This window comes from Hymenobacter lapidiphilus, assembly GCF_013377885.1.
Classification (GTDB): domain Bacteria; phylum Bacteroidota; class Bacteroidia; order Cytophagales; family Hymenobacteraceae; genus Hymenobacter; species Hymenobacter lapidiphilus.
Map to the genome: position 1 here is coordinate 1 of NZ_JABKAU010000039.1, position 20,138 is coordinate 20,138.

The window sequence follows — 20,138 nt, forward strand, 5'->3', positions numbered from 1 at the left end:
AGGCCGGGGAGTGTTCCTAGTCGCTCAGCCACGTTCGTTAGCGGCAGCTACTGGCGGTTAGCTCGTTTACCTTCGGACCGTTTGAATGAACCGATGCATTCTAAGGTGGAGGCAGTCGGCGCCTGTTTTTGACTATTGGCCAAAAACGAGCGGCCCCGCCTCTTTACGGCCCCAGGTGGTACTTCTTTAAGGTATCAATGGCCTGCATGTAAGGCATCTGCACAGCACTGTGGGCCTTGTATAGCGTTGCGGAAGAGGCCCCGCCGCGCCCGTTATAAATCATATCCAACGTGCCCTTTTCCATGGGCAAGATGACCAAATCGGCTTCTTCGACCACCCCTTTCCAGGAGACCACGACCCGTTTTCGGGTGTGTGCCGCCTTTGAATTCGGATTCACGAAGTCGATGGCGTCGTCGGAGCGCACTTCTTGCCAGTCGGCCCCTACCAGGGGGAGGCCAAGCCGCTGGCGGACCGGGTTGTAAGGGGCCCCGTAGCTGCGCAGGCGGTGGCGCTCGTAGGCCCCATAAGCCCAGTAGGCTCCCAGCAGCAGCAGAATCGGGCACAAGCGGTTGAAGTTTCGCCGAAAATATGCGGATACACTCATACCCCAAAAGTATTCTAACGCTCGTTATTCTATTCGGACCGTTTCCGTGAACACTGTACTGCTGGCTCTATCCTACGCCCCGGGCCGCACTACTTTCGCGAGATGCGTAAATTCTTCTCTGTTTCTGCTTGGGTGGTCGGGGTCGCCTCGCTGGCGTTTGTGGGCCATGCCCTGTTCCGCTACTTCGTACCGGAAGCCCCGCCCAGCCCCGTCGTGCTGTTCGCTTCCTACGATTCCGGGGTGGGCAGCACCCTGTTGGAATTTCGAGCCGACGGGACGTTTCGCTACACGAACGCGGCCTTTATCGCGTCGGAGGAGCTGAGTGGCCACTACACCCGGACCGACGACCTCATCCGGTTGGACCGCCTGCCGAAAACCGGGCTCCTGCGCAGCAAAACCCTTCAGGTGCGTGCGGCCCCCCACACGGAGACGGGGAATGGGTTATGGCAAGTGGGGGCCACGGACGAAGCAAAGCCGAAGTTGGTGGTGTTCACTATTTATCGTCTTGCTCCTACTCAACAATAACGCTCGTTTTATTGTCGGGACCCTTTTAGTAAACAGTCATGAGCGGTTACACGTCGTTTTTCCAGTCGCGGTCGACTTGGCCAAAATATGTGTCGAGCAGGGCGTAGGCGGCCTGCACACGGAAGAGCTCCGCTTGCGTGTCCCCAGCCAGGAGCGGTTGCGTAGGGCGCAGCAGTTTGACAATGGCCCGTTTGACAGCCACGGGTGCAAACGGGCCTTTCATGGCTTCGATCACTTCCATAGCCGACACCATGCCTTCGTCGGCCTCCGTGCGGGTCAAAAGGAACCGCACGAAAAAGGCCAGGTGGGCCGAGCAATCGTAGCGGGCACAAGCCAACAGAAACCACGAGGTGTGGCGCACGTTCGCCGGATGGGCCGCGGCCCGCATCAACGGCTGGAGCACCCGCACGTCGCCAGCCGCGCCCAGAACTTCGGCGACGAAGGCTTTGGTGATGTAGCTCGTCGAGTTCTCCAGCAACGGCACCAAGGCGAGCGGGTCGGCTTTTGTCCGGACGGCGTGCCGTACATGGGAGAGTTCCGCTGCCAGCGCGTCGTTGCCTTCCGCAGTGGCCCGGTCTATGGCGGTCCGCAGTTCTTGGAGTCTGGTAGGCTTTCGAGCGGGCATGTAACGGGTGCGCGTGTTCAGGACAAGGGCTAAAAATATGCTACTTCAACTGAACAGCGCGCGTTTATCTTGCCACCGTTTCGCTGAACGGTTTTACTCTTTGGGTCTAACGCCCAGCAACTGGTACAGTAGCGTGTCAGCCATGAGGTTTCGGCCCCGGTACACACTGATGAATTGGTCCATACACAGGGTATCGTGAGTGCGGTCGCTGTAGAAGAGCACGGCCTTGGCCCGAGCATCCACTCCTAAGTGCGCCGTATCAGGTTGCAACGCCGCTAATCGCCGTGCAATAGCCTGCAAACGTGCCGTGTCCTGAATCGTAAAGGGCCTCGCCTTCGAAAACTGCTTCTCAAAGGCCGAGCAGCTAATGCGCATGAATGTTTGAATGCCAAATGAGACAAAAGTGCCCTTAACCTGTACCAATTGCCGTTGTCTGGTAATTGGCCGTACACGTTCCGGCACCTTCTTTTCGGAATTAGGGGATGAACAGGAAGACAAACCAGCGAGTCCAAGAACCAGCAAGGTGGGCAGCATCCGTTGGCTCATGAATCTCATTCGTTGGGTGGTAATGGTGCCCTGAGCACACTTCGCTGCACAATGTAACGAAGCCCCCATTTCTGCAGCGGGAAGCAATAACGCTGGTTATTCTTCCAACGCAGTGCGGGAGCACGGGGCAACTCCGCCCCCGTGAAGAGATTGTTAACAAACAAGCATCTTGGGGATGCGTGGGTAATGAGGGGTTGTCAAACAAATAGGGGAAATTCTGGGCTTTACGGGAGTAGAAATTTCTGAAAAAGTAGTGCGGTAAAGCGGGCAGCTGCTGCCAGGCGACCTTTGTAGCAAATTAGTACCCTCGGCCCTCGTCGGCCGCCACGCAACGAGCATGAGCCGTAAAAACTACGATGTGGTCACCTTGGAGCGGTTTGTGGACCGCTATTTAGATTCTCCGGCCGACGCCTTTACGTTTCAACAGAGCGCCGTCCAGGTATACCCGCTGTCGTTGGCCGTCGCCCGCATCAAGCCCCCGACCCCGCTTTTCAAGGCCGAGTACAGCTTTCTGCTGCTTTTTCTGACGGGTGGGGGGCAGCAGCAGGTAGACAACGAAACCCTGGACCTGCACGCCAATGATGTGCTCTTCATCCGGGAGGGCCACCTGAACGCCATCAAGTCCATCGACGAAGGCACCCAGGGATACTACATCCACCTGGAAAATGCGCTCCTCCCCCGCATTTTTGCGGACAGCGCGCTGCTGCACCGCCTCACGTTTTATCCCAAACACGCGGTTTCTGCCGCCGACATGGCCTGGCTGGGCCAGTGCTGTGAACTCATCCTGAGTCAGACGGGCGAGCAGGGATACGCCGAAGAAATCCAATGCGCGCTGCTGCGGGCGATGGTGCTGAAGGTGGCGCAGGCCTCGGCCACCACCCTGTGCCAGCCCAACCGGCCGTCGGAAATCACCATGCGCTTCAAGGAGCTGGTGTATGAGCATGTGACCACCCACCGGGAGGTGGCGTTTTATGCGGATGCCCTGGCCGTGTCGGAGAATTACCTGAACCGGTGCGTGAATCAGCTGACCCGCAAGCCTCCCAAGCAGCACATCACCGAAATGGTGATTTTGCGGAGCAAAGTGCTGTTGCAGGACCGTTCGAAGGATATAGCCCAGGTTGCGGTGGAACTCAACTTTGCCGACCCGTCCTATTTCGGCCGTTTGTTCAGGCAGGTGACACAGCAAACGCCCACCGAATACCGAAACACGTTTTGGCAAGGTTTGTCCGAATAAGCGCACGGTTCCTGCCGACGAAAAGGCGGGGGCGCGCCTGACCTTTGTGAACCTCAACGTAGGGCCGGTGCCACTTGAGGAGCGTCTTCACCCATAAAGTCAAAAAAGCACCATGCTACGCCACCCCACTTCTCTGTTTATACTGCTCCTGCTGGCCACGGTACTGGCGGCCTCGAAGCCGTTGGTTCAGCAAGCCCCGCTGCAAATTCAAATCTTGAACATCGAAAAAAACAACGGCAAAGTGGTCGTTGAAATATACAACACCAAAGCAGAGTGGCTGAAAAAGCCCTTCCGGCGAGTGACGTTAGCGCCCGATGAGAATATCAAAAAGGCCCTGTTTGCCGTGCCCTACGGCAAGTACGCCGTTTCCATCTACCAGGACACCAACGGGAACGGCGAATTGGGCATGAATTTCCTGCAAATTCCCAAGGAGCCCATCGGGTTTGGCAACAACTACAAGCCCTTCGGCGAGCCCAGGTTTGAGTCGGCGCTGATTGACTACGGCCCGGCCGCGCAGCCCGTCGCCATCAAGCTCTACAGCGTATTTTAAGCGCCCGACCGATGGACCGCAAGTGGAACGTAGAACAGGTGCCCGCGCAGCCCGGCAGTGTTGCCGTGGTGACCGGGGCCAACAGCGGCGTGGGGTACGAAACCGCCCTGGCCCTGGCCAGGCACGGGGTCCGGGTGGTGCTGGCCTGCCGGAACCTGGAAAAAGCCGCCGCCGCCAGATCGAAGATATTGACGGCCTGCGCTACCGCCAGCCTGGAAACTATGCGGCTGGACGTGAGCAGTCTGCGCTCGGTCCGCGAATTCGCGACGCACCTGCGCGCTCACTACGACCAGCTGAACCTGCTCATCAACAATGCGGGCATCATGATGCCGCCCTATGCGGTGAGCGAAGACGGCTTCGAGAGCCAGCTGGCCACTAATTACCTGGGCCATTTTGCCCTCACCGGCTTACTGCTGCCGTTGCTGACCGCGACGCCCGGCGCCCGGGTCGTCACGGTCAGCAGCTTGTCCTACAAATGGGCCGGGATTGACTTCGACGACTTGCAGGCCCAAAGGGGCTACAGCCGGCGCAAAGCCTACGGCCAAAGCAAGCGGGCTTGCCTGGTGTTTGCTTACGAGCTGCAGCGCCGGTTGGCCGCCGGTGGCCGCACCCGGTCAGTGGCGGCGCATCCGGGGCTGGCCAAGACCAACCTGGACCAGTATTTCCCGGCGCTGATTCGGCCCTTGGGCAGCCTCTTCTTGCAACCCGCCAGCCAGGGAGCCCTGCCCATCCTGTACGCGGCGTTGGCGGAAGACCTAAAGGGCGGCGAGTTTATCGGGCCGGACGGGTTTCAGCAGCTGCGGGGCCACCCCACCCGCGTGGAGTCAGACGACGCTTCCCGGGACGAACGTATTGCGGCCCGGCTGTGGCGGGTCAGCGAGGAGCTGACGGGGGTTCGCTACCTCGACCGGTAGGCTTCGACACAACACTGCTTTCCCACGTAAATCCGCTTGCTGATGAAACGCCGCTCAGCGTGCCGCGCATCAACACCGAGGAAATCCGCTCTAACCCCGGCGGCAACTTCGACATCTCGAAGGTGGTGCAGACGCTGCCCAATGTAGGCGGGGGGGCACGGGCGGCACGGCGGCCTTCCGCAACACCATCGTCATCCGCGGCGGCGCGCCCAACAAAAACGTGTACTAGCTCGACGGCATTGAGGTGCCGGTCATCAACCACTTCCAGACACAGGGCAGCTCGGGCGGCCTGCAGGGGCTGGGACCTGCCCGCCGTGGCCCTACCTCAACCTGTAAACTGTAAGGCGCGGTAGGACAACTAATTGCTAATGATTGGTTCATAGTGGGTTAATACTGCTCAAATACTTTTGTGCCAGTAGTTCAACCGCCGTCTTGGCACCACTTGCCCTCTTTATGGAAATAGCTGCCCTCCTGCAAGCCGCCCGCCCCGCCACGCTCTTTCTGATACTCGTTTTGGCAGCCTGCAACGATGACAACCCCGCCAAACCAGTTGAGCTCAAGGTGCATGCTGTGACTCCAAACCTAATGAGAGTATTACCTGGGTTCGAGCGCATGCAGATTCTGCCCCTGATTTGGTCGGACGACGTGCTGAGCGAATCGCCCGCTTTCGTCTTTGGCCCCCACGCCGGCGTCTATCTGCTGCGCGTGAGCGGCCCCGGCACTGCCCCACTGCAAACTCGCCTGGTACTCACTCGCTAGCCCTGGTCCCTACCCGAAAGCATAACGGCCATCCCTGCAGGGGTGGCCGTTATGCTTTTGCTCGCTCGGTCTCGGAAGCAAACCAGGTTACGGCGCTTTGGCTTTAGCAAAGCCCCGAAACGGTTGCAGGAAATACGGTTGCTAATCGAAGGGTGCCGCTGGTGCGGCGCATCAGTTACTGATAATCAGCAGCAAGTAGCTCGTTTCGTAGTGTCGCCTAAGGATGGAATAGTCGTTAGTACTTCGCCGGCCAGCAGTTGCTGGTACCACCAGCCGGAGTCCTTCACGGTCCGCTGCTGGGTCGCATAGTCGATGTGCACCAGTCCAAAGCGCGGCGCATAGCCCTCGGCCCACTCGAAGTTGTCGGTAAAGGACCAGGCGAAGTAGCCCTCCACGGCTATGCCTTCCCGCTGAGCCCGCAACACCTGTCCGATACAGGCTTGCAGGTAGGCTTGCCGGGCCACATCGTGCACCTGGCCGGCGGCAGACACTATATCGGGGAAGGCCGCGCCATTTTCGGTAACCAACAGACGCGGCGCGTTCGCATAGGCACTGAACTGCCGGAGCATGTGGTACAGGCTTTCGGGAAATACCTCCCATCCCATTTGCGTGTAGGGTACGCCGCGCCGGGCCGCCCCCACCAGGTTGGCCCACAGCAGCGGCACGTAAGGGGCGTGGCGCACGACCTCCCGGGTATAATTCTGAACTCCCCAAAAGTCAAATGCAAAGGGCAACCGCGCTTCGTCGCCGGGCTGCAGGTAACGCTCTAAGCGGTTAAGCACCGGGGCCTCGGCAGTGGGGTAGCCCAGCCCCAGGGTCGGCTCCACAAACAGCCGGTTGAGAAGGGCATCGGCGCGGCGGGTGGCCCGCTCATCGCGGGGCAGCCCTGCCCGCCAGGGCGTGAGGTAGGAGCACGAGAAGGTAGTACCAATTTGGGCCGAGGCGGGTAAGACGGCCCGCAGCGCCCGGCCGCCTTCGGCCTGAGCCAGCGTGGCGTGGTGCGTAGCGGCCAGGAAAGCGCCCAAACTGCGGCGGCCCGGCGCATGGAGGCCCAGCAAATGCCCCGCCCCCGTAAATACCATGGGCTCATTGAGCACCAGCCAGTGCTGCACCCGGTCGCCGAGGCGGCGAGCCAGCAGCTGCGCGTAATCGGCCAGCCAACCCACTACGGCGCGGTTGGTCCAGCCCCCCTGCTGCTGCAAAGCCAGGGGCAAGTCCCAGTGATACACGGTAAGCCACGGCGAGATGCCGCGGGCCAGGCATCCGTCCACTAGCCGGTCGTAGAAATCCAGCCCCTTGGCGTTTACCGGGCCCGTACCCGTTGGTAACACCCGCGCCCAGGCCGTCGAGAACCGGAAGTTGGTAATACCCAACTGCTGCATGAGGTCCAAATCAGTGGGCCAGCGCCGATAAAAGTCACTGGCTACGTCGGCCGTTGCACGGCCTTTAATCGCCCGCCGGCCGCGGACAAACGCATCCCAGATGCTAGGACCCTTGCCCTCGGCATCCCAGCTGCCCTCTGTTTGGTAGGCCGCTGTCGACACGCCCCAGCGAAAGTCAGGCCCAAAATCGGCGCGGGAGTAGAGTGCAGGGGTGGTCGGGGGAAAGAAAGCAGCGGGCAGATCGGTCATGAAAGCAGTAATGGGGTCGCCGGGCCGGCAGCTGTATGACAACTGCTGGCCCGGCACTAAGTCGTGTAAGCAGCAAGCGAAAACAAGTAGTTTACCACTTCTCAAGCCTCCTTATGTTACGTGATGCCAATGCTTGGCTGGTAGTAGTGGTGCCGGCTGGTTAGAAGTGTCGTTGCGCTATAATGGCTTCGATTCCGCAAACCATAACGCTCTTCCGCGCCTCTTCTGTCCGCTAAACGGAAATGGTCGGGGCAGGCGTCACCGCGTGCTTCCGCAGCAAGGTGTCCAGAATCTGCCCGGTCTCGTCGGGGTAGTGCACCGGTACTGCCCGGCCCTCACGCAGCCAGTGGTCAAGCGTATCAAGGTGCCTATTTTTCAGGCTTTTGGCTACCGGTACGCCCATTTTTGCCAGCGCAGCCGCATTGCACGCCTGCTCGTACTGATTTTTCATGGGTATCACCAGCAGCTTCTTACCTAAGTATAAGGCCTCGGCAGGTGTTTCGAAACCCGCGCCGCAGAGCACGCCCGCGCTGCGCGCTAAGCTGTTGGTGAAGGCCGCCCCGCTCACGGGCCGCACCCGCACGTTGCCATATTCGGCCTCGCGGACGCTGTGCTTGGAGAAGACCTCCCAGCGAACGGTGCGGCTGAGGTAGCGCAACCGGTTCACCAGTAATTTCTCTTCGAAAGCGGGCAAGTACACCGTGTAATGGTCCCGCTGCTCGGGTAACAGCTCCCGCACCTGCCGGCGAATAACGGGCGTATGAATTCCGGGCGCGTACGCCGCGAAGTGAAAACCGTAGTGAGCCGTGGTGGGCGCGTAATGCCGGAGGACGGCCCGGCCTACCGGATCGGGTAAATTGGGCCGGGGCGCGGCCGCATGCAGCACGGCACTCTGATGGCTCAGGGCTACGCAGGGCCGGTGCTGCAGCCGACAGGCCCACGCGGACACTGGCTCAAAGTCGCTGATAATTAAATCGTACGCATCCAAGGGCAGGGCCCGTACCTCGCGCACAAAGGCCGCCGAATTCAGCTGCCAGAAGGTTTTGGCGAAGTTGATGCCGCCTTTTTTGCCAAAAATAAACCCCATGCCCTGGCACCGGTACTGCACCGGGAAGGGAAGGGGAATATCGGCGGCCGGACCGCTTACCAGCACTTCGAGGTGGCGGGTTCGTTCTTGTAGCAGCGGCACGATATCCAGGGCCCGGCTCAGGTGACCATTGCCGGTTCCCTGGATAGCGTAAAGAATACGGGGCATAGCGGCGGGTTAGGAGTCAGCAGCCCGGTTTGGATTCGGGGCAGCTGGCGAAGGGGACTCCTTACGGAGCCATATTGAATTCAGCCAGTAGGCTGGAGAGCAAAATATCGGCCGTATCGAGGTCGTCGGGGTCGGGTAGGGCCGGCAACTGCATACTGGGGTCGGCGGCGTACTGATAGAGCTGCCAGCCGGTAGCAGTGCTGTACTCCAGCGCCGTCAGGTTCTCTACCCAGTCGCCGGAATTGAGGTACACCACCTCGCCGCGCTTGGTTTGCACGGGCTTTATAGCGGGCTGGTGAATGTGGCCACAGGCTACGTAACGGTAACCCGCGTCGGCGGCAATGGTGGCCGCCGTCTGTTCAAAATTGCCCACCAGGCTCACGGCCCCTTTCACGCGGTCTTTCACCGCCTTAGATAACGCCACGCGCGGACGCCCCAGCTTGTTGAGCACAAAGTTGACCACGCGGTTCAGTAAAATCAGCGCGTCGTAGCCGTGCGCGCCCAGCCGGGCCAGCCAGCGGGCGTGGCGCATGGTCACGTCAAACACATCGCCATGAAAAAGCCAGGTTTTGCCAGCGGGCAAGTCCAGCACCATCTTGTTGGCAATAGACAGGCCCCCGAGCCGGGTGCCGGCAAAGCGGCGCAACAGCTCATCGTGGTTGCCGGTAATGTAGTGGATGCGGGTACCTTTGGCCAGCAGGCCCACCAGGTGGCGCACCACGCGCATGTGGGCAGCAGGCCAGTAGTTTTTGCTGAACTGCCAGATGTCGACAATGTCCCCGTTGAGCACCACTACCTTGGGCCGGATGCTGCGCAGATAGCGCAGCAGCTCCCCGGCGTGGCAGCCGTAGGTACCCAGGTGCACGTCGGAAATGACGACTACTTCGAGCTGACGACGCGGTGTGGGTTTGCTCATCCGATAACCGGGCGGGCCCAAAAATGAGGTTGTACAGCGGCGCGGGGCAATTCGTTGGCCCGAAACGGCGAGCGAAACGCCCGAATCTGATGCAGGCCGTAGAGAACTACCAGCGCCGATTGGAACAGCAGATAACCTAACCAGCTTACCAGGCGGCCTAGGAGTGGAATCGGGGTAGGAGCATGCATTACATCAGTCCGTTGATTCACCCCAAAGGTCCGGTTCTGCTGTGAATCAGGTATTACGGGCACGTTATGGTTAGATCTCTTTTCTGCCTGTCCGGGCCGGCAACGGGCAAGCCCGGGCAGGTTGTTATACGGTGGCTGGCTTTTGGGACGGGCTACCAGATCCGGCACCTTAACCACTCCCGCTGGCTTGGTGGCGGCCGCCGCCCCGCTTTTCTGGCGCGGGATAACAAAAGCATGACGGCTGGGGCACATTCGCGTCACCTGGCCGAGCGAGCTTTGCCAGCGCAACCCACACCGGCTTCCACATGCCTCATATCCTTTTCGATAAATGCCCACTGGGCAGCCCGCCATTGGCGCTGCCCCCCTCGCCAGCTTCCACTACCCGGCGACTACTAAGCGTCAACCGGGCCTTGCAGTTGAGCGGCATGCCTCCGCCCAGTGCTGCCGGCCAGATTCTGGTGGCCCGCTACGTCGCGGGGCAGCTGCCGCTGGCCGAGATTATGCCCTGGCTTTGGCAGTAACCACCGCTCAACATGTCTTTAGCTCAACATGTCTTTACACAAGTATATGAAGCAGCGCGCGAGCAGGAGCAGGCATCACTGCCAAGCCGCTAGCCGCTACAAAGTATACTCGCGTAACGGCTGGTGCACCTCTCTGCCGGCAGCACGTAAGGCCTTGGGGGGTAGAACAGGACAAGCAGGGGCACTACTGTGTGGCCAGCGGAAAGCCCGGCAAACCACCGTTAACTAACAATTATCGCTGCTCGACAAAGCCCGCGGAAAACTCAGCCACCACTACCGAAAGGTTGATGCCGCTACTCTCCCTGGCGAAACGCTAGTGCCCGCACCGATCTGGCTCATCCAGACCAATGCGGGGCTTAAGTAGCTTTTCATTTCAAAAGTACGGCTCCTGCTCACTACCTGAAAGGCGTTCAGGTGATTGTAACACAATGGTAACCGCTCCGGGTAAGCGCCGGGACGCCGGCCTGCACGGTGCCGGCCACTCCCACCCAGAAGTAGAGGCCGGTGCGCCCCTCGCGGGCGGGCGTGTGGGGCGTCGTCGAAGCAGATAGCTTGAAGCAGGGCTGGCGGGGCAGCACGGCCCGCCGCCGGGCGGGGCTCACCTTAAAGTAAATTGCCGACCGACACCCCGGTTTCAGACCGGCCGGCGCTGGCCAGGTTTCGCTGGTCGGCGCGGGGATTGGGTCGGCGCCGTGCCCGCTAGGCCGCATCGTGCGTCTCGTCCTTCGAAGTACACGGCCCTCACCTGGTTCGATGTTCTGCTTAAACCACTAGGGGGAAATTCCGACTCGCAGGTTTGTCCCTGGTTGCTTTACAACAGCCCTCTAAACATTGCCGTCCAACTCGGCCAGGCTGTCCTCGGCCTTGCTCGCAGCAGCACTAGTCACCGAATGGTCATGGCGCTTGGACAAATACCCCAACCCCAGGGCTACCAGCGTGGCACCGCCGACTACCTTTTTGGTGGTACTCATGCTACCTATACCTTTGCCCAGCTTTTTAAGGGACTTGGCAGCGCCGCCCAGCAGGGTATTCTTGCCAGCTTTGGTCTTCTTGATCTTCTTGGCCTTTTTCATGACATTCGGGTTGAAGGGAAGAGATTAACACACTGTAGATGCTGATGCGCCGACCGGCAGCGGTGAAATGCTACTAAGCTTTCAGGTTTTTGCGGGGTTCGCGAGTCGCGGCGGAAGTGGGGTGGTGTCGGGTTGCGACTAGTTCCTCGGTGGAGAAGTTCGGCCCGGTGGCTGATTCCTTCAGGTGGCCGTGGTGATGGTGTTCGTGGCGATGGTGGTTGGCAGTGGGTTCGTCCACTTCCGTTTCGCGGGTGGCCAAGTAGGTGAGGCCAGCGGCCATCAGCGCTACGCCACCCACCAGCTTCTGCCCCGTGCTTAGCTTGGCAATCAGCTTGGTCACTTTACGAAACTTCTTTAGCGTCAGGGCCGCAGTATCAAGAATGTTTTCTGATGCCAGATCTTTCTTAGAGCGCTTCTTTTTGTCTTTGCCCATAAAAATTTGGGGTAAAACAGTTTTGAATAAGAACTGGAGGGCAATGGCCATGGCAGTCGAAATAACCCACACAAAGCCAAGTCACTAGGCGCGGTTAGCAAGCATAAGGTATTCGCAATGCTTGCCCTGAAGGTTGCGAATTTTATCGACACTTGCTTGCTATTGTGGTGCTTAATGGAATCTGCTTAGAGAAGCTGTCGGAGGTGGGCTGCCGGGCGTGAAGGGAACGTATAACCTTGCTTGGTCTACGGGAGGTATCCAGCCAATTTCGCGCGCAGGTATACACCATCACCCTGACTGCCCCGAACGCTGACGAGCGGGCCGCCGCCCTCACCGTGGCGTCCAACCCGGCCGGCGCCGGGCAACCCCTCACGCTCACCGGCCGCGCCGGCCAGACCCTTCAGCTGCAAGTGCTCGACGCCGTGGGCCGGGTCCACCACAACCAGCCCCCGCATCCGGCCACTACGACCGAGCAGCTGCCCCTAACGCTGCCGGGCTCCCTGCCCGCCGGCGTCTACCTGCTGCGCGTGAGCGGCCCCGGCACTGCCCCGCTGCAAACCCGCCTGGTGCTCACTCGCTAACCCAAGCCGCCAGTCAAGTTAAACAGCTACAAAGGCCACCCGGTAGCGGGTAGCCTTTGTAGCTGTTTAAGTAGGGTAGCCGCCGCCCCGGTCACCAGCCCGCCGGCCCGCCGGACGCGGTGATAATATGGCCGGCAACGGCTATACTTGGCTGTCTTAATTAGCTTTTCCAATGATGGTTGCTACCCCTGCCCAGTTCCAGCAGCTCCCCTACGACCGGCAGCAGTTGTACTTCAACCACTACGCCACCTACCTCAACCAGCGCTGGCACCAGAACTACAGCATCGAACTCTACCGCCTGGGTAGTTTTTACTGCGAGCTGTGGCTCGAGCAGGAGTGCGGCCAGCGCCAGCAGTTCATCGCCCTGGCCGCCGATGCCTGCCTGGCCGCCTACGCAGTTGCCCCGCACAAAAATAATTACTAGCCGACAGGCATCCCGGGGGTGGGAGCCCCCCGGGATGCCTGTCGGAGATGGCCGGGAAAAGGTCGGGTAAGCCCTTACATAAGATCCGCTTAGCTTACTTCATCCGCCGTGCCATAGCCGTCGCTAATACGCTCACGGTAGGAATCCATGAGGTGCTACTTATACCCGTTCAGGTACAAGTCACCACAGCAACCCTGTATCTATACCCGAAGGGGGACTAATAAAGCCTGGCCGCCGCCGGCAACCGAATGTATCGTTCCTCACCAATTGGCGCCGGACTTACGCCGCCATAAGGTAATGTAATGTTGATATGGCCGCAATAATGAGCCAACAGGCCGCCCGGACCTTTGCAGAGTCCTTTTTTCACCCTTGCACCATCTAAGCTATGAATCGTCTTTGGAATTGGTGCGCACAACGGCTGGCTGTCGCCGTGCGCCCCGCTTCTTCCTCCCCAGTCACGCCGGAGACCCCGCTTTTTATATGACTCCCACTGCCTGCTCGCCCTTTAACTACCGTGTGGGCAGCTTCAGCCATCGTGTCCTCGTCCGCCGGCCGGCCGAAGTGCGGGTGCCCGCGCCCGCGCCGCTACGGCCTCCGGTAGCCTTGGCACCGGTTGCTGTTCCTAAGCTGGTCGCCCGCTATGTCCGGTCCGTCCGGGCAGCTGTTACTGCGTAGGGCTAAACGCGCGTTTTGGCTACTGCCCATTCGGGCACGTACACGAAGGATTTACCGTTCTTCGCCCTGCCTATGCTGCTTGACGCAAAGCTGCCCGCTCGCTTTATTCTAAGACAAATTCTGCCCGATGTGGCGGTGTTGCTGCTCATCTCGTTGGTCTTTCAGGTGCTCAAGGTGTTCGTGGGGCAGTACTTGCCCCCCATTCCGCTCACGTTGCCGGCCATTCTGGGCAGTGCGATTTCGCTGCTGCTGGCCTTCACCCTCAGCCAGTCGTACGACCGGTGGTGGGAGGCGCGCAAGGTGTGGGGCGCCATCGTCAACGATTCACGCTCGCTGGTGCTGCAGGTGCGCAGCTTTGTGAACAAGGAGCACGCAGCGCCGGGGGCGTTGCGCGCCCTGGCCTACCGGCAGATGGCGTGGTGCTACGGCCTGGGTGAGGCCCTGCGGGACCAGGACCCGCAGGCCACGCTGGCCCGCTACCTACCGGCGCACGAGCTGGCCTACGCGGGGCGCCACGCCAATAAGTCGTTGGCGCTTTTGGCGCTGCACACCGAACAAATTCAGGGCTGGTACGAGCACGGGGCCCTCAATCCCTTCCAGCAGGTGCAGCTCGACGCCACCCTGGTGCGCCTGTGCGACGCGATGGGGCGGGCCGAACGCATCAAAAGCACGGTGTTTCCCACCAACTACCGGCGGCTGGTGCATTTTCTGATCTACCTGTTTTTGGGCACGTTGTCGCTGAGCCTGGTCGAGATCAATGGCCTGGTGGAACTGCCCATTCTGCTCATGTTCGCCGTCACGTTCTTCTTGGTTGAGCGCACCGCCCGCTACATGCAAGACCCGTTCAGCAACCTGCCCACCGACACGCCCGTCACGGCCATCGCCCGAACCATTGAAATCAACCTGCGGCAACTACTCGGCGAAGAAACCGTGCCCGCGCCGCTGCCCGCCGAGGCGTTTTATTTGATGTAACCCACCGATCAGGGGGTGGCCCACGCCGTTGTTTGCCTTTTACTAGTCAGACCGTTTTCGTGAACCGGGCGTTTGTTGGCTGGTATGGTTAGTTTTAGGCACCCGTAGCCCATTTCATACTCGCCTAGGATGAAAACAATCGCTTGGATAATGCTTTTGCTGGGGTGCGCTCTTAGTTCCTGCGGCGGTTTTGCCGGGTCCTATGGGTACGCGGAAGACGTGAATTCAGCGTGTCGGCGCGATACCATTATCAGTCGATTAACCCGTTTAAAAGCGAGTGGGCTATACGACCATCCGTATTCTTTTCCCGATGGTCCCAGTGAACCACCGTCCCCGTACTATAGCTTTTATTTCTACTCTAAGGAAAACAATTGCATTTTATTCACCGTCGTTAGCCCGGGGTATGATAAAGAAGCGGCGGTACTATTAGTCAGCGTAAAAGAACCCCGTCCGGACAGCCAATGGCAGGACTTTAATCACGGGCTAGACGAGCAGCGACAACAGAAAGTCTTGGCTTGGTTTAATGAAAAGATTAAACCCACCATTACGTGCAATTAATTGCTCCTTACAGTGAACGGACTGCTTTCGTAGGTGCCCGCTGGCTAGCTTAAGCGGCCTGGGAAGTAGTGGCTTACTGCTCGCCCCAAGACGCGGGAACCGCTGCCGGGAACACCGGTCGAAAAAAGCTGCGCTCATAGCTCAGAATACAGCGGGTGTCGTCGGCGTAGCGGAACGCCGCCTGACAGGCCGGATCCTGCTGCGAGCGCAGCCGGTAGTCCTCGTACGCCGCCAGGCTCTCAAACGTAAAAAGGGCCAGGGCCACATTATTGGCCCCTTCGCCAGGCAAAAAGTAGCCGTGATGCTGCCCGCCATACTTCGCCACTAGGGGCAGCCATTGCCGGCCGTACTGTTCAAACTCGGGCAGTTTGGTGGGGTCCAGGATGTAGCGGATATAAACGGTGATCATCGGGTCCGGTAGAGAGGTGTGGAGGGAAGTTGACCCTGTTATAACGAAAAGACAATTTTATGGCTTATTTGCTTGAAGCACCGTTTTGCTGAACGGGTGCTACCTTGAGTTGTGCATGCCCCTCGTTACCCTCTCACTTGCTCCTCTCGCTTTAGTCGGGCCCCGCTGCCGGCCGGAACCGCGCCGCTCTTGGTTGGGGTGTTGCTGAGCGCCTGCACCGGGCCCGCCCCCGCGCCCTTGCCTGGCCACATCCTACGCTGGACCGGCCTCGGCACCGACCCGCACGCGTGGGTGTATGTCCCCGGGTCCCGCACCCAAACGGCGGTCGCGCTGGGCCGCGGCCAGGAGGCCGAGTACAGCGGCTTCAAGTGGCTGAACACGGAACCGGCCTTGCTGGGCATGGAACGGCACCTCGGGCCCACCCCCGCCGCCGACCGCTACCGCGTGGCCCGCTTCTCCTCGGCAGGGCAATTGCTCGAACGCGGGTACGAGGCGCCCGTCGGCGAACAGGCATGGCCTGCTTCCCCATCCCGCGACGACCGATATTGGTTGATTTTCAGCAAGTCCCTCCACAACGATGACCCCTTGGCCGCCCTCATGCCTGTGGTGGCGCTGACCGTCTTGGACCGGCACTGCCCCGACAAAACGGTGCGCCTAAGTGGGTTTGGACAACTGCCCAACCTAGAATTAAATGAGTCCCCGTGGCTGTGCCGCGGGTACCGGTTTGTGTATAGCCTCGAGTACAGCACCCAAGTCCAAATAGTGGGGAGGCCGACGACACGTTTCCAGGGGGCCCCGGCCGGGGTGTACCTGTACGACGTGGCCAAAGGCCAGCGCCGGCTGCTGGTGCCGGGCGGGCGCGGGGCCGTGGCCTCCCCGGTTGCCTACGGCGTGGCCTACGAAAAAGACCACGCCGTGCGGGTGCTCGACCTGACCACGGGTCTGGACCGCACCGTCTACCGCAGTTCCCCGCGTGAGCGGCTGCAAGGCCTGCACTGGACGCCCGACGGCACGCGCTTGTACTTCGCCTACACGCGGTACTGGGGCCCCGCTGCGTGGGGTTTGTTTACCACCGGCGAAAAATTAATCGAGTGCTCAACTGGCAAAGAGCGACCGTTTCTCGGCCTCCAACTCGGGTTTACATCTTACTCGTGGAGGTGAAAGGCTCCTTTGCCTGAACAGGCCTCGTTTACCTTCCGCCCTTTTCATAGATGTCTCATTTACTAATTGACCAGTTTGGGAAATCTTTGTTTCGTTTATTTCGTTTAGCTTTATGAACGCTAATCGAACTGTTATGGAAGCTATTCTCGAGAGACCATCCCTACGGGACCAAAAAGTGGCGGGAGCCTCGCTCGCGCATTTTGCCCAAGCCATCAAGAAAAGGCGGTCGCAAGCAGTCACCATTCGGCTGCAGGAAAGTGAGGTAGCCATTGCCATCCCCCGCAAGGCGTTGGAATTGCTGGAGTTTATCCTCTCCAGCATGGCCCAGGGCAAGGCCTTGTCGTTGATTCCCTCCGATTCGGAACTCAGCACCCAGCAAGCGGCCGACATGCTCAACGTCTCCCGCCCCCACTTGGTCAAGCTCGTGGAACACGGCGCCCTGCCGTTTAAAAAAGTGGGGAGCCACCGCCGGATTCAACTGGCCGACTTGCTCGCCTATGAAGCCCGCCAAGCGGACCAACAGGCCCAGCACCTGCACTTCCTGGCCCAACAAGCCCAAGAGCTTAACCTGGGCTACGAATGATTCATTCGGCCCGGTTCGTTGCCGTCTTGGACGCCTGTGTACTCTATCCCGCGCCGATCCGGGACTTGTTGCTGCACTTGGCCGCGGCGCACCTCTACACGCCAAAGTGGACGTCGACCATACACGCCGAATGGATTCGGAACCTGCTGCTCAACCGACCCGACCTGCGCGCCGACCAACTGGAGAGGACCAAGGCCGCCATGTGCGCGGCCTTTCCCGACGCGGAAGTGGTACACTTTGAGCCCCTTATCGAAGGCCTCACGTTGCCCGACGCGGACGACCGGCATTTGTTGGCCGCCGCCATTCGGTGCCAGGCCGACGTGATTGTCACAGCTAACTTGAAGGATTTCCCGGCCGCGGCTCTCCGCCCGTACGACGTGGAAGCCCAGCACCCGGATGCTTTCGTGGCTAATCTGATCGACCTGAACCCCAAAAAAGCGGTGGAAGCCTTTCTGCTGCTGGTTGCCCGACTGAAAAACCCGCCCCGCACCGCCCATCAGATTCTGGACAACCTCCGAAAGGTGGAAATGAGGTCTACAGCTGACAAGCTGAGTAATCTGCTGTAGTGGCTATTATTGAGACCGTTTTCGTGAACAGTAGTCTACACCTTGATACTTCGACATCAATGAAGCGCCACGCCGCACAAGGGTACATGACCTCTTTCTTTACTGTTTTGCGCCCCGTTGCAAGCGTACTGCTCGGGTTTTTGGTCCTCGTGCTTCTGGCGTACGGGTACATCGCGTGGTGGAGTCCGGAGGCGATTTCGGGCGGACGCAACGCGCGCAATGCGCACCGAGTGCGGCCCGGCATGCGCTCGAGTCAGGCCCGGGCCATCATGGGGCCGGCCGAACGGACCACGTCCTCGTCGAACCCCGGCGACGGACGCACCATTTACGTCTACACGCCGCCGCCTTTCGCCTCGGACGCCATCTACTTGGCCGTGGGCCCTGACAGCACGGTCATAGGCATCTCCCACGGCGACTAACGGTAAATGAACGCTCGTTTGTTTGAACAACGTGCGTTCACCCTCGGACCATCTATTTACTTGCTCCTCGGTGGGCTTTTCACGGGCCGATCCTTTTCAGCGGCGGCGGGCGCTTCGGCCAGTGGGTAGCGGTCGATAACCACTTGATGGGGGCCGGGCTTGCGCGCATCGGCAGGGCTGTCGAAGACCACGAGCAGGTGCTGGTCGTCGAGCAAGGCCATGCCTTCGGCCTTGTCCTGGCCGGCGGTGGGGCCATGGCCGTGGGGCACGTCGAAAAGGCGGCGCACTCGTTTGGCGTCACTCAGGCTGTCGGCCGCTTGCCGCGTGGCGTTGGGCCAGCGGTACACGGCAATGGTGCCGTCGAGGTCCATGGTGGGGCCGGCCAGCACCAACAGGTCGGCCCCGCACAGGCGCAGTTCGCGCACGCCCATGCCGCCCAAGTCCAAAAAGTGCTTGCGGTACTGCTTTTCGGCCGCGCCGGGCACGGCGTGCAGGCGCAGGCGACCGGGCTTGTCTTCTTCCACGCGCAGCTCCAGCACCACGGCCCAACCGCGGAGCACGGGCCCGCGCAGGCCCACAAACACGTGGCTGCCCGACGATACCGACAGGCCTTCGATGTCGAACCCGTTGTCTTTGCCGGGGATGGATAGAAACGGCTTCAGGTGTGGGTCGTGGGCCAGGGCGTCGAGCAGTTCGTTGCTTTCATCGGTGCCGCGCAGCTGGGCGGCGTGTAGCGTCTGGGTGGGGTCGGTGGGGTGCGGGGCTTTTTTATGCAGCTCAAAATTGCCGGTGGCGGGGTTGCGCAGCAGCGGGATGCGGGCCAGCAGGTTGCGGTTGGGCGCTGCTTTCACCTTGGCCAGGCGCGCAAGCTGCTCGGCGGTGTCGGCCCCTTCTTTTTCGGGTTTTTTCCGGTTGAGGCTGTGCGAGCCGACCAGCCAGAGGTAATGGCCGTCGGTGGCCATGCCTTCGATATCAATTTCGGCGTCTTCGCCGCTGGGCAAGTCCAGCAAATCGGCCAGTTGGTAAGAGCAATGCTCGCCGAACGTGTGCGGGCCCGTGCGCCGCAACCGCTCCAGGCTAGTGCGTTCGTCGCAGCTCACCCACAGGTTGTCGTCGGTGAGCAGCACGGAGGAGAGGCCATCGCGCACGTGTTTCTTCGCGGCGTTGAAACTGAGCGCGGGGGTGAAATGCAGGGTGAAAGGCTGGCGGCGCATGGGGTAGGGAGCAGCGAGGAAAGTCAGAACAACGGGCGGGCGCTGGGCAAACGGAGAATGGCGCGAGGGGGTTGGCGAGCGGCAGCTAAGGCCCCATGGAAACCTCGCTGCATTTGCTATTACACAATCTAAGGCGCCTTTTGTCGTTTGGACCTTTTTCGTGAACTTGGTTACTTGGTCTGCCGGGCACCCATCCGCACCCCTGTGGCCGGTTCTGCGCTCTGGGAAAGCTGTTCTTTTGAAAAGAATTTTTCCTTTATCACCTCCCAATTGGATTTGAATTCGGACAGGGAGCGGATTTGTAGGGGGTGTTTTCCAGGCCGGAAAATGCGACACTTGAAATGAACCCGCTTCTTGGCGTAATCCACGGCGAAACTATACGACGCGGAATCCATGCGTTGGTCATGGGACGCGCTTGAAAAGCTGCGCGGCGGGCCATATTTGGCCGTTAAGGTGTCGTTGTTGCGGACGAAGGCTTTTATCACGGTGTACTCCCGCTCGACTTCCTCGTCCTCGTTGAAAAACGTGTCCACCAATCCCAAGGCGAACACGACGGCGATGAGCCAGGCATATACTTTTAGCTTTGAGGCAATCACGTGGTGCATGATTAGTGAAAACAAGAGCAATTACGTTCTGTCTCAACGCTGGTTATATTCGTCCCCGATCGGGGATAAAATCTGTTGCACCGCCCATTTGTACACCCGCTCGGGCGCTGCCATGCTGTCCTCCCTTGCCTTATTTGTCAAGCAGCGGCGTGAACTGTTGCACAAGCAGGGTAAACCCACGCCTCGACTAGACAAAG

Annotated in this window: 26 protein-coding genes and 1 pseudogene; 15 read left to right on the top strand and 12 right to left on the bottom strand. The window is 60.1% G+C overall.

Translation table 11 applies throughout. The annotated features are described in order from the left end of the window. Positions 1-163 precede the first annotated feature (163 nt). On the bottom strand, positions 164-604 hold the full coding sequence (locus tag HW554_RS16635; protein ID WP_176909708.1) for a hypothetical protein: 441 nt from the start codon (positions 602-604) through the stop codon (positions 164-166). Positions 605-706: 102 nt separating this feature from the next. Between HW554_RS16635 and HW554_RS16640 the strand changes: the two genes are divergently transcribed. After that, a complete protein-coding gene (locus HW554_RS16640; RefSeq protein WP_176909709.1) occupies positions 707-1,129 on the top strand; it encodes a hypothetical protein in 423 nt (140 codons plus the stop codon). 46 nt (positions 1,130-1,175) lie between these two features. On the opposite strand, the gene HW554_RS16645 is transcribed toward HW554_RS16640, so the two are convergent. Both HW554_RS16645 and HW554_RS16650 read right to left on the bottom strand, forming a co-directional pair. Continuing rightward, on the bottom strand, positions 1,176-1,754 hold the full coding sequence (locus HW554_RS16645; RefSeq protein ID WP_176909710.1) for a hypothetical protein: 579 nt from the start codon (positions 1,752-1,754) through the stop codon (positions 1,176-1,178). 93 nt (positions 1,755-1,847) lie between these two features. Further along, positions 1,848-2,300 carry a hypothetical protein gene (locus HW554_RS16650; protein WP_176909711.1) on the bottom strand — a complete coding sequence of 151 codons (453 nt, stop codon included), beginning with the start codon at positions 2,298-2,300 and terminating at the stop codon, positions 1,848-1,850. Positions 2,301-2,637: 337 nt separating this feature from the next. Between HW554_RS16650 and HW554_RS16655 the strand changes: the two genes are divergently transcribed. The 5 genes and pseudogenes from HW554_RS16655 (at position 2,638) to HW554_RS16670 (ending at position 5,757) form a co-directional block, all read left to right on the top strand. Beyond that, complete coding sequence (locus tag HW554_RS16655; RefSeq protein ID WP_176909712.1) at positions 2,638-3,534, top strand: helix-turn-helix domain-containing protein; 897 nt, start codon at positions 2,638-2,640, stop codon at positions 3,532-3,534. 112 nt (positions 3,535-3,646) lie between these two features. Further along, on the top strand, positions 3,647-4,084 hold the full coding sequence (locus HW554_RS16660; protein WP_176909713.1) for a DUF2141 domain-containing protein: 438 nt from the start codon (positions 3,647-3,649) through the stop codon (positions 4,082-4,084). Between the two features lie 11 nt (positions 4,085-4,095). Continuing rightward, entirely contained in the window at positions 4,096-4,998 is a 903-nt protein-coding gene (locus HW554_RS16665; RefSeq protein ID WP_176909714.1) for an oxidoreductase, read from the top strand. A gap of 44 nt (positions 4,999-5,042) precedes the next feature. Next, positions 5,043-5,299 (top strand): annotated as a pseudogene (locus tag HW554_RS20725) (TonB-dependent receptor plug domain-containing protein); the annotation flags it as partial. A gap of 284 nt (positions 5,300-5,583) precedes the next feature. Next, on the top strand, positions 5,584-5,757 hold the full coding sequence (locus HW554_RS16670; protein ID WP_176909715.1) for a hypothetical protein: 174 nt from the start codon (positions 5,584-5,586) through the stop codon (positions 5,755-5,757). Between the two features lie 185 nt (positions 5,758-5,942). Here HW554_RS16670 and HW554_RS16675 read toward each other — a convergent pair whose 3' ends face one another. The 3 genes from HW554_RS16675 to HW554_RS16685 form a co-directional block, all read right to left on the bottom strand. Further along, the gene (locus HW554_RS16675; RefSeq protein ID WP_176909716.1) at positions 5,943-7,388 is read right to left on the bottom strand and encodes a GH1 family beta-glucosidase; all 1,446 of its coding nucleotides are present in this window, start codon (positions 7,386-7,388) and stop codon (positions 5,943-5,945) included. A gap of 232 nt (positions 7,389-7,620) precedes the next feature. Further along, entirely contained in the window at positions 7,621-8,643 is a 1,023-nt protein-coding gene (locus tag HW554_RS16680; RefSeq protein WP_176909717.1) for a glycosyltransferase family protein, read from the bottom strand. A 61-nt stretch (positions 8,644-8,704) separates the two neighbouring features. Then, the gene (locus HW554_RS16685) at positions 8,705-9,559 is read right to left on the bottom strand and encodes a UDP-2,3-diacylglucosamine diphosphatase (RefSeq protein WP_176909718.1); all 855 of its coding nucleotides are present in this window, start codon (positions 9,557-9,559) and stop codon (positions 8,705-8,707) included. A 493-nt stretch (positions 9,560-10,052) separates the two neighbouring features. On the opposite strand from HW554_RS16685, the gene HW554_RS16690 reads away from it, so the two are divergent. Beyond that, positions 10,053-10,268: a hypothetical protein gene (locus HW554_RS16690; protein WP_176909719.1), complete on the top strand. Its 216-nt coding sequence runs from the start codon at positions 10,053-10,055 to the stop codon at positions 10,266-10,268. 410 nt (positions 10,269-10,678) lie between these two features. On the opposite strand, the gene HW554_RS16695 is transcribed toward HW554_RS16690, so the two are convergent. The 3 genes from HW554_RS16695 to HW554_RS16705 all read right to left on the bottom strand — a co-directional run bounded on the left by HW554_RS16695 (position 10,679) and on the right by HW554_RS16705 (position 11,825). Further along, complete coding sequence (locus HW554_RS16695) at positions 10,679-10,870, bottom strand: MOSC domain-containing protein (RefSeq protein WP_176909720.1); 192 nt, start codon at positions 10,868-10,870, stop codon at positions 10,679-10,681. Positions 10,871-11,092: 222 nt separating this feature from the next. Continuing rightward, positions 11,093-11,341, bottom strand: coding sequence for a hypothetical protein (locus HW554_RS16700; RefSeq protein WP_176909721.1), 249 nt, complete (start codon positions 11,339-11,341; stop codon positions 11,093-11,095). Between the two features lie 73 nt (positions 11,342-11,414). Continuing rightward, the gene (locus tag HW554_RS16705; protein ID WP_176909722.1) at positions 11,415-11,825 is read right to left on the bottom strand and encodes a hypothetical protein; all 411 of its coding nucleotides are present in this window, start codon (positions 11,823-11,825) and stop codon (positions 11,415-11,417) included. Positions 11,826-12,010: 185 nt separating this feature from the next. On the opposite strand from HW554_RS16705, the gene HW554_RS16710 reads away from it, so the two are divergent. The 4 genes from HW554_RS16710 (at position 12,011) to HW554_RS16725 (ending at position 14,984) form a co-directional block, all read left to right on the top strand. Beyond that, the gene (locus HW554_RS16710; RefSeq protein ID WP_176909723.1) at positions 12,011-12,355 is read left to right on the top strand and encodes a hypothetical protein; all 345 of its coding nucleotides are present in this window, start codon (positions 12,011-12,013) and stop codon (positions 12,353-12,355) included. A gap of 172 nt (positions 12,356-12,527) precedes the next feature. Beyond that, entirely contained in the window at positions 12,528-12,779 is a 252-nt protein-coding gene (locus tag HW554_RS16715; RefSeq protein ID WP_176909724.1) for a hypothetical protein, read from the top strand. Between the two features lie 747 nt (positions 12,780-13,526). Beyond that, complete coding sequence (locus tag HW554_RS16720; protein WP_176909725.1) at positions 13,527-14,426, top strand: bestrophin family protein; 900 nt, start codon at positions 13,527-13,529, stop codon at positions 14,424-14,426. A 129-nt stretch (positions 14,427-14,555) separates the two neighbouring features. Then, entirely contained in the window at positions 14,556-14,984 is a 429-nt protein-coding gene (locus tag HW554_RS16725; protein WP_176909726.1) for a hypothetical protein, read from the top strand. Between the two features lie 73 nt (positions 14,985-15,057). Here HW554_RS16725 and HW554_RS16730 read toward each other — a convergent pair whose 3' ends face one another. Beyond that, on the bottom strand, positions 15,058-15,393 hold the full coding sequence (locus HW554_RS16730; RefSeq protein ID WP_176909727.1) for an NIPSNAP family protein: 336 nt from the start codon (positions 15,391-15,393) through the stop codon (positions 15,058-15,060). A gap of 237 nt (positions 15,394-15,630) precedes the next feature. Between HW554_RS16730 and HW554_RS16735 the strand changes: the two genes are divergently transcribed. The 4 genes from HW554_RS16735 (at position 15,631) to HW554_RS16750 (ending at position 18,122) form a co-directional block, all read left to right on the top strand. Continuing rightward, positions 15,631-16,554 (top strand): hypothetical protein, encoded by a 924-nt coding sequence (locus HW554_RS16735; protein WP_176909728.1) that lies wholly within the window; start codon positions 15,631-15,633, stop codon positions 16,552-16,554. A 133-nt stretch (positions 16,555-16,687) separates the two neighbouring features. Further along, positions 16,688-17,137 carry an excisionase family DNA-binding protein gene (locus HW554_RS16740; protein WP_176909729.1) on the top strand — a complete coding sequence of 150 codons (450 nt, stop codon included), beginning with the start codon at positions 16,688-16,690 and terminating at the stop codon, positions 17,135-17,137. 26 nt (positions 17,138-17,163) lie between these two features. Next, positions 17,164-17,703, top strand: coding sequence for a PIN domain-containing protein (locus HW554_RS16745; protein ID WP_246285373.1), 540 nt, complete (start codon positions 17,164-17,166; stop codon positions 17,701-17,703). A 59-nt stretch (positions 17,704-17,762) separates the two neighbouring features. Next, positions 17,763-18,122: a hypothetical protein gene (locus tag HW554_RS16750; protein ID WP_176909731.1), complete on the top strand. Its 360-nt coding sequence runs from the start codon at positions 17,763-17,765 to the stop codon at positions 18,120-18,122. 56 nt (positions 18,123-18,178) lie between these two features. Here the strand turns inward: HW554_RS16750 and HW554_RS16755 are convergent, their stop codons facing one another. Together HW554_RS16755 and HW554_RS16760 are read right to left on the bottom strand one after the other, a co-directional pair. Next, entirely contained in the window at positions 18,179-19,336 is a 1,158-nt protein-coding gene (locus tag HW554_RS16755; protein ID WP_176909732.1) for a DUF3616 domain-containing protein, read from the bottom strand. Positions 19,337-19,506: 170 nt separating this feature from the next. Next, positions 19,507-19,941 carry a hypothetical protein gene (locus HW554_RS16760; protein ID WP_176909733.1) on the bottom strand — a complete coding sequence of 145 codons (435 nt, stop codon included), beginning with the start codon at positions 19,939-19,941 and terminating at the stop codon, positions 19,507-19,509. Between the last annotated feature and the right edge of the window lie 197 nt (positions 19,942-20,138).

Excerpts from the sequence above, each read along its gene's own strand:
- HW554_RS16650 (WP_176909711.1), bottom strand. The coding sequence starts at position 2,300 with ATGAGCCAACGGATGCTGCCCACCTTGCTGGTTCTTGGACTCGCTGGT.
- HW554_RS16690 (WP_176909719.1), top strand. The coding sequence starts at position 10,053 with ATGCCTCATATCCTTTTCGATAAATGCCCACTGGGCAGCCCGCCATTG.
- HW554_RS16645 (WP_176909710.1), bottom strand. The coding sequence starts at position 1,754 with ATGCCCGCTCGAAAGCCTACCAGACTCCAAGAACTGCGGACCGCCATA.
- HW554_RS16730 (WP_176909727.1), bottom strand. The coding sequence starts at position 15,393 with ATGATCACCGTTTATATCCGCTACATCCTGGACCCCACCAAACTGCCC.
- HW554_RS16700 (WP_176909721.1), bottom strand. The coding sequence starts at position 11,341 with ATGAAAAAGGCCAAGAAGATCAAGAAGACCAAAGCTGGCAAGAATACC.
- HW554_RS16715 (WP_176909724.1), top strand. The coding sequence starts at position 12,528 with ATGATGGTTGCTACCCCTGCCCAGTTCCAGCAGCTCCCCTACGACCGG.
- HW554_RS16705 (WP_176909722.1), bottom strand. The coding sequence starts at position 11,825 with ATGGCCATTGCCCTCCAGTTCTTATTCAAAACTGTTTTACCCCAAATT.
- HW554_RS16675 (WP_176909716.1), bottom strand. The coding sequence starts at position 7,388 with ATGACCGATCTGCCCGCTGCTTTCTTTCCCCCGACCACCCCTGCACTC.
- HW554_RS16740 (WP_176909729.1), top strand. The coding sequence starts at position 16,688 with ATGGAAGCTATTCTCGAGAGACCATCCCTACGGGACCAAAAAGTGGCG.
- HW554_RS16720 (WP_176909725.1), top strand. The coding sequence starts at position 13,527 with ATGCTGCTTGACGCAAAGCTGCCCGCTCGCTTTATTCTAAGACAAATT.
- HW554_RS16635 (WP_176909708.1), bottom strand. The coding sequence starts at position 604 with ATGAGTGTATCCGCATATTTTCGGCGAAACTTCAACCGCTTGTGCCCG.
- HW554_RS16660 (WP_176909713.1), top strand. The coding sequence starts at position 3,647 with ATGCTACGCCACCCCACTTCTCTGTTTATACTGCTCCTGCTGGCCACG.
- HW554_RS16680 (WP_176909717.1), bottom strand. The coding sequence starts at position 8,643 with ATGCCCCGTATTCTTTACGCTATCCAGGGAACCGGCAATGGTCACCTG.
- HW554_RS16665 (WP_176909714.1), top strand. The coding sequence starts at position 4,096 with ATGGACCGCAAGTGGAACGTAGAACAGGTGCCCGCGCAGCCCGGCAGT.
- HW554_RS16755 (WP_176909732.1), bottom strand. The coding sequence starts at position 19,336 with ATGCGCCGCCAGCCTTTCACCCTGCATTTCACCCCCGCGCTCAGTTTC.
- HW554_RS16640 (WP_176909709.1), top strand. The coding sequence starts at position 707 with ATGCGTAAATTCTTCTCTGTTTCTGCTTGGGTGGTCGGGGTCGCCTCG.
- HW554_RS16655 (WP_176909712.1), top strand. The coding sequence starts at position 2,638 with ATGAGCCGTAAAAACTACGATGTGGTCACCTTGGAGCGGTTTGTGGAC.
- HW554_RS16760 (WP_176909733.1), bottom strand. The coding sequence starts at position 19,941 with ATGCACCACGTGATTGCCTCAAAGCTAAAAGTATATGCCTGGCTCATC.
- HW554_RS16670 (WP_176909715.1), top strand. The coding sequence starts at position 5,584 with ATGAGAGTATTACCTGGGTTCGAGCGCATGCAGATTCTGCCCCTGATT.
- HW554_RS16685 (WP_176909718.1), bottom strand. The coding sequence starts at position 9,559 with ATGAGCAAACCCACACCGCGTCGTCAGCTCGAAGTAGTCGTCATTTCC.
- HW554_RS16725 (WP_176909726.1), top strand. The coding sequence starts at position 14,556 with ATGAAAACAATCGCTTGGATAATGCTTTTGCTGGGGTGCGCTCTTAGT.
- HW554_RS16750 (WP_176909731.1), top strand. The coding sequence starts at position 17,763 with ATGAAGCGCCACGCCGCACAAGGGTACATGACCTCTTTCTTTACTGTT.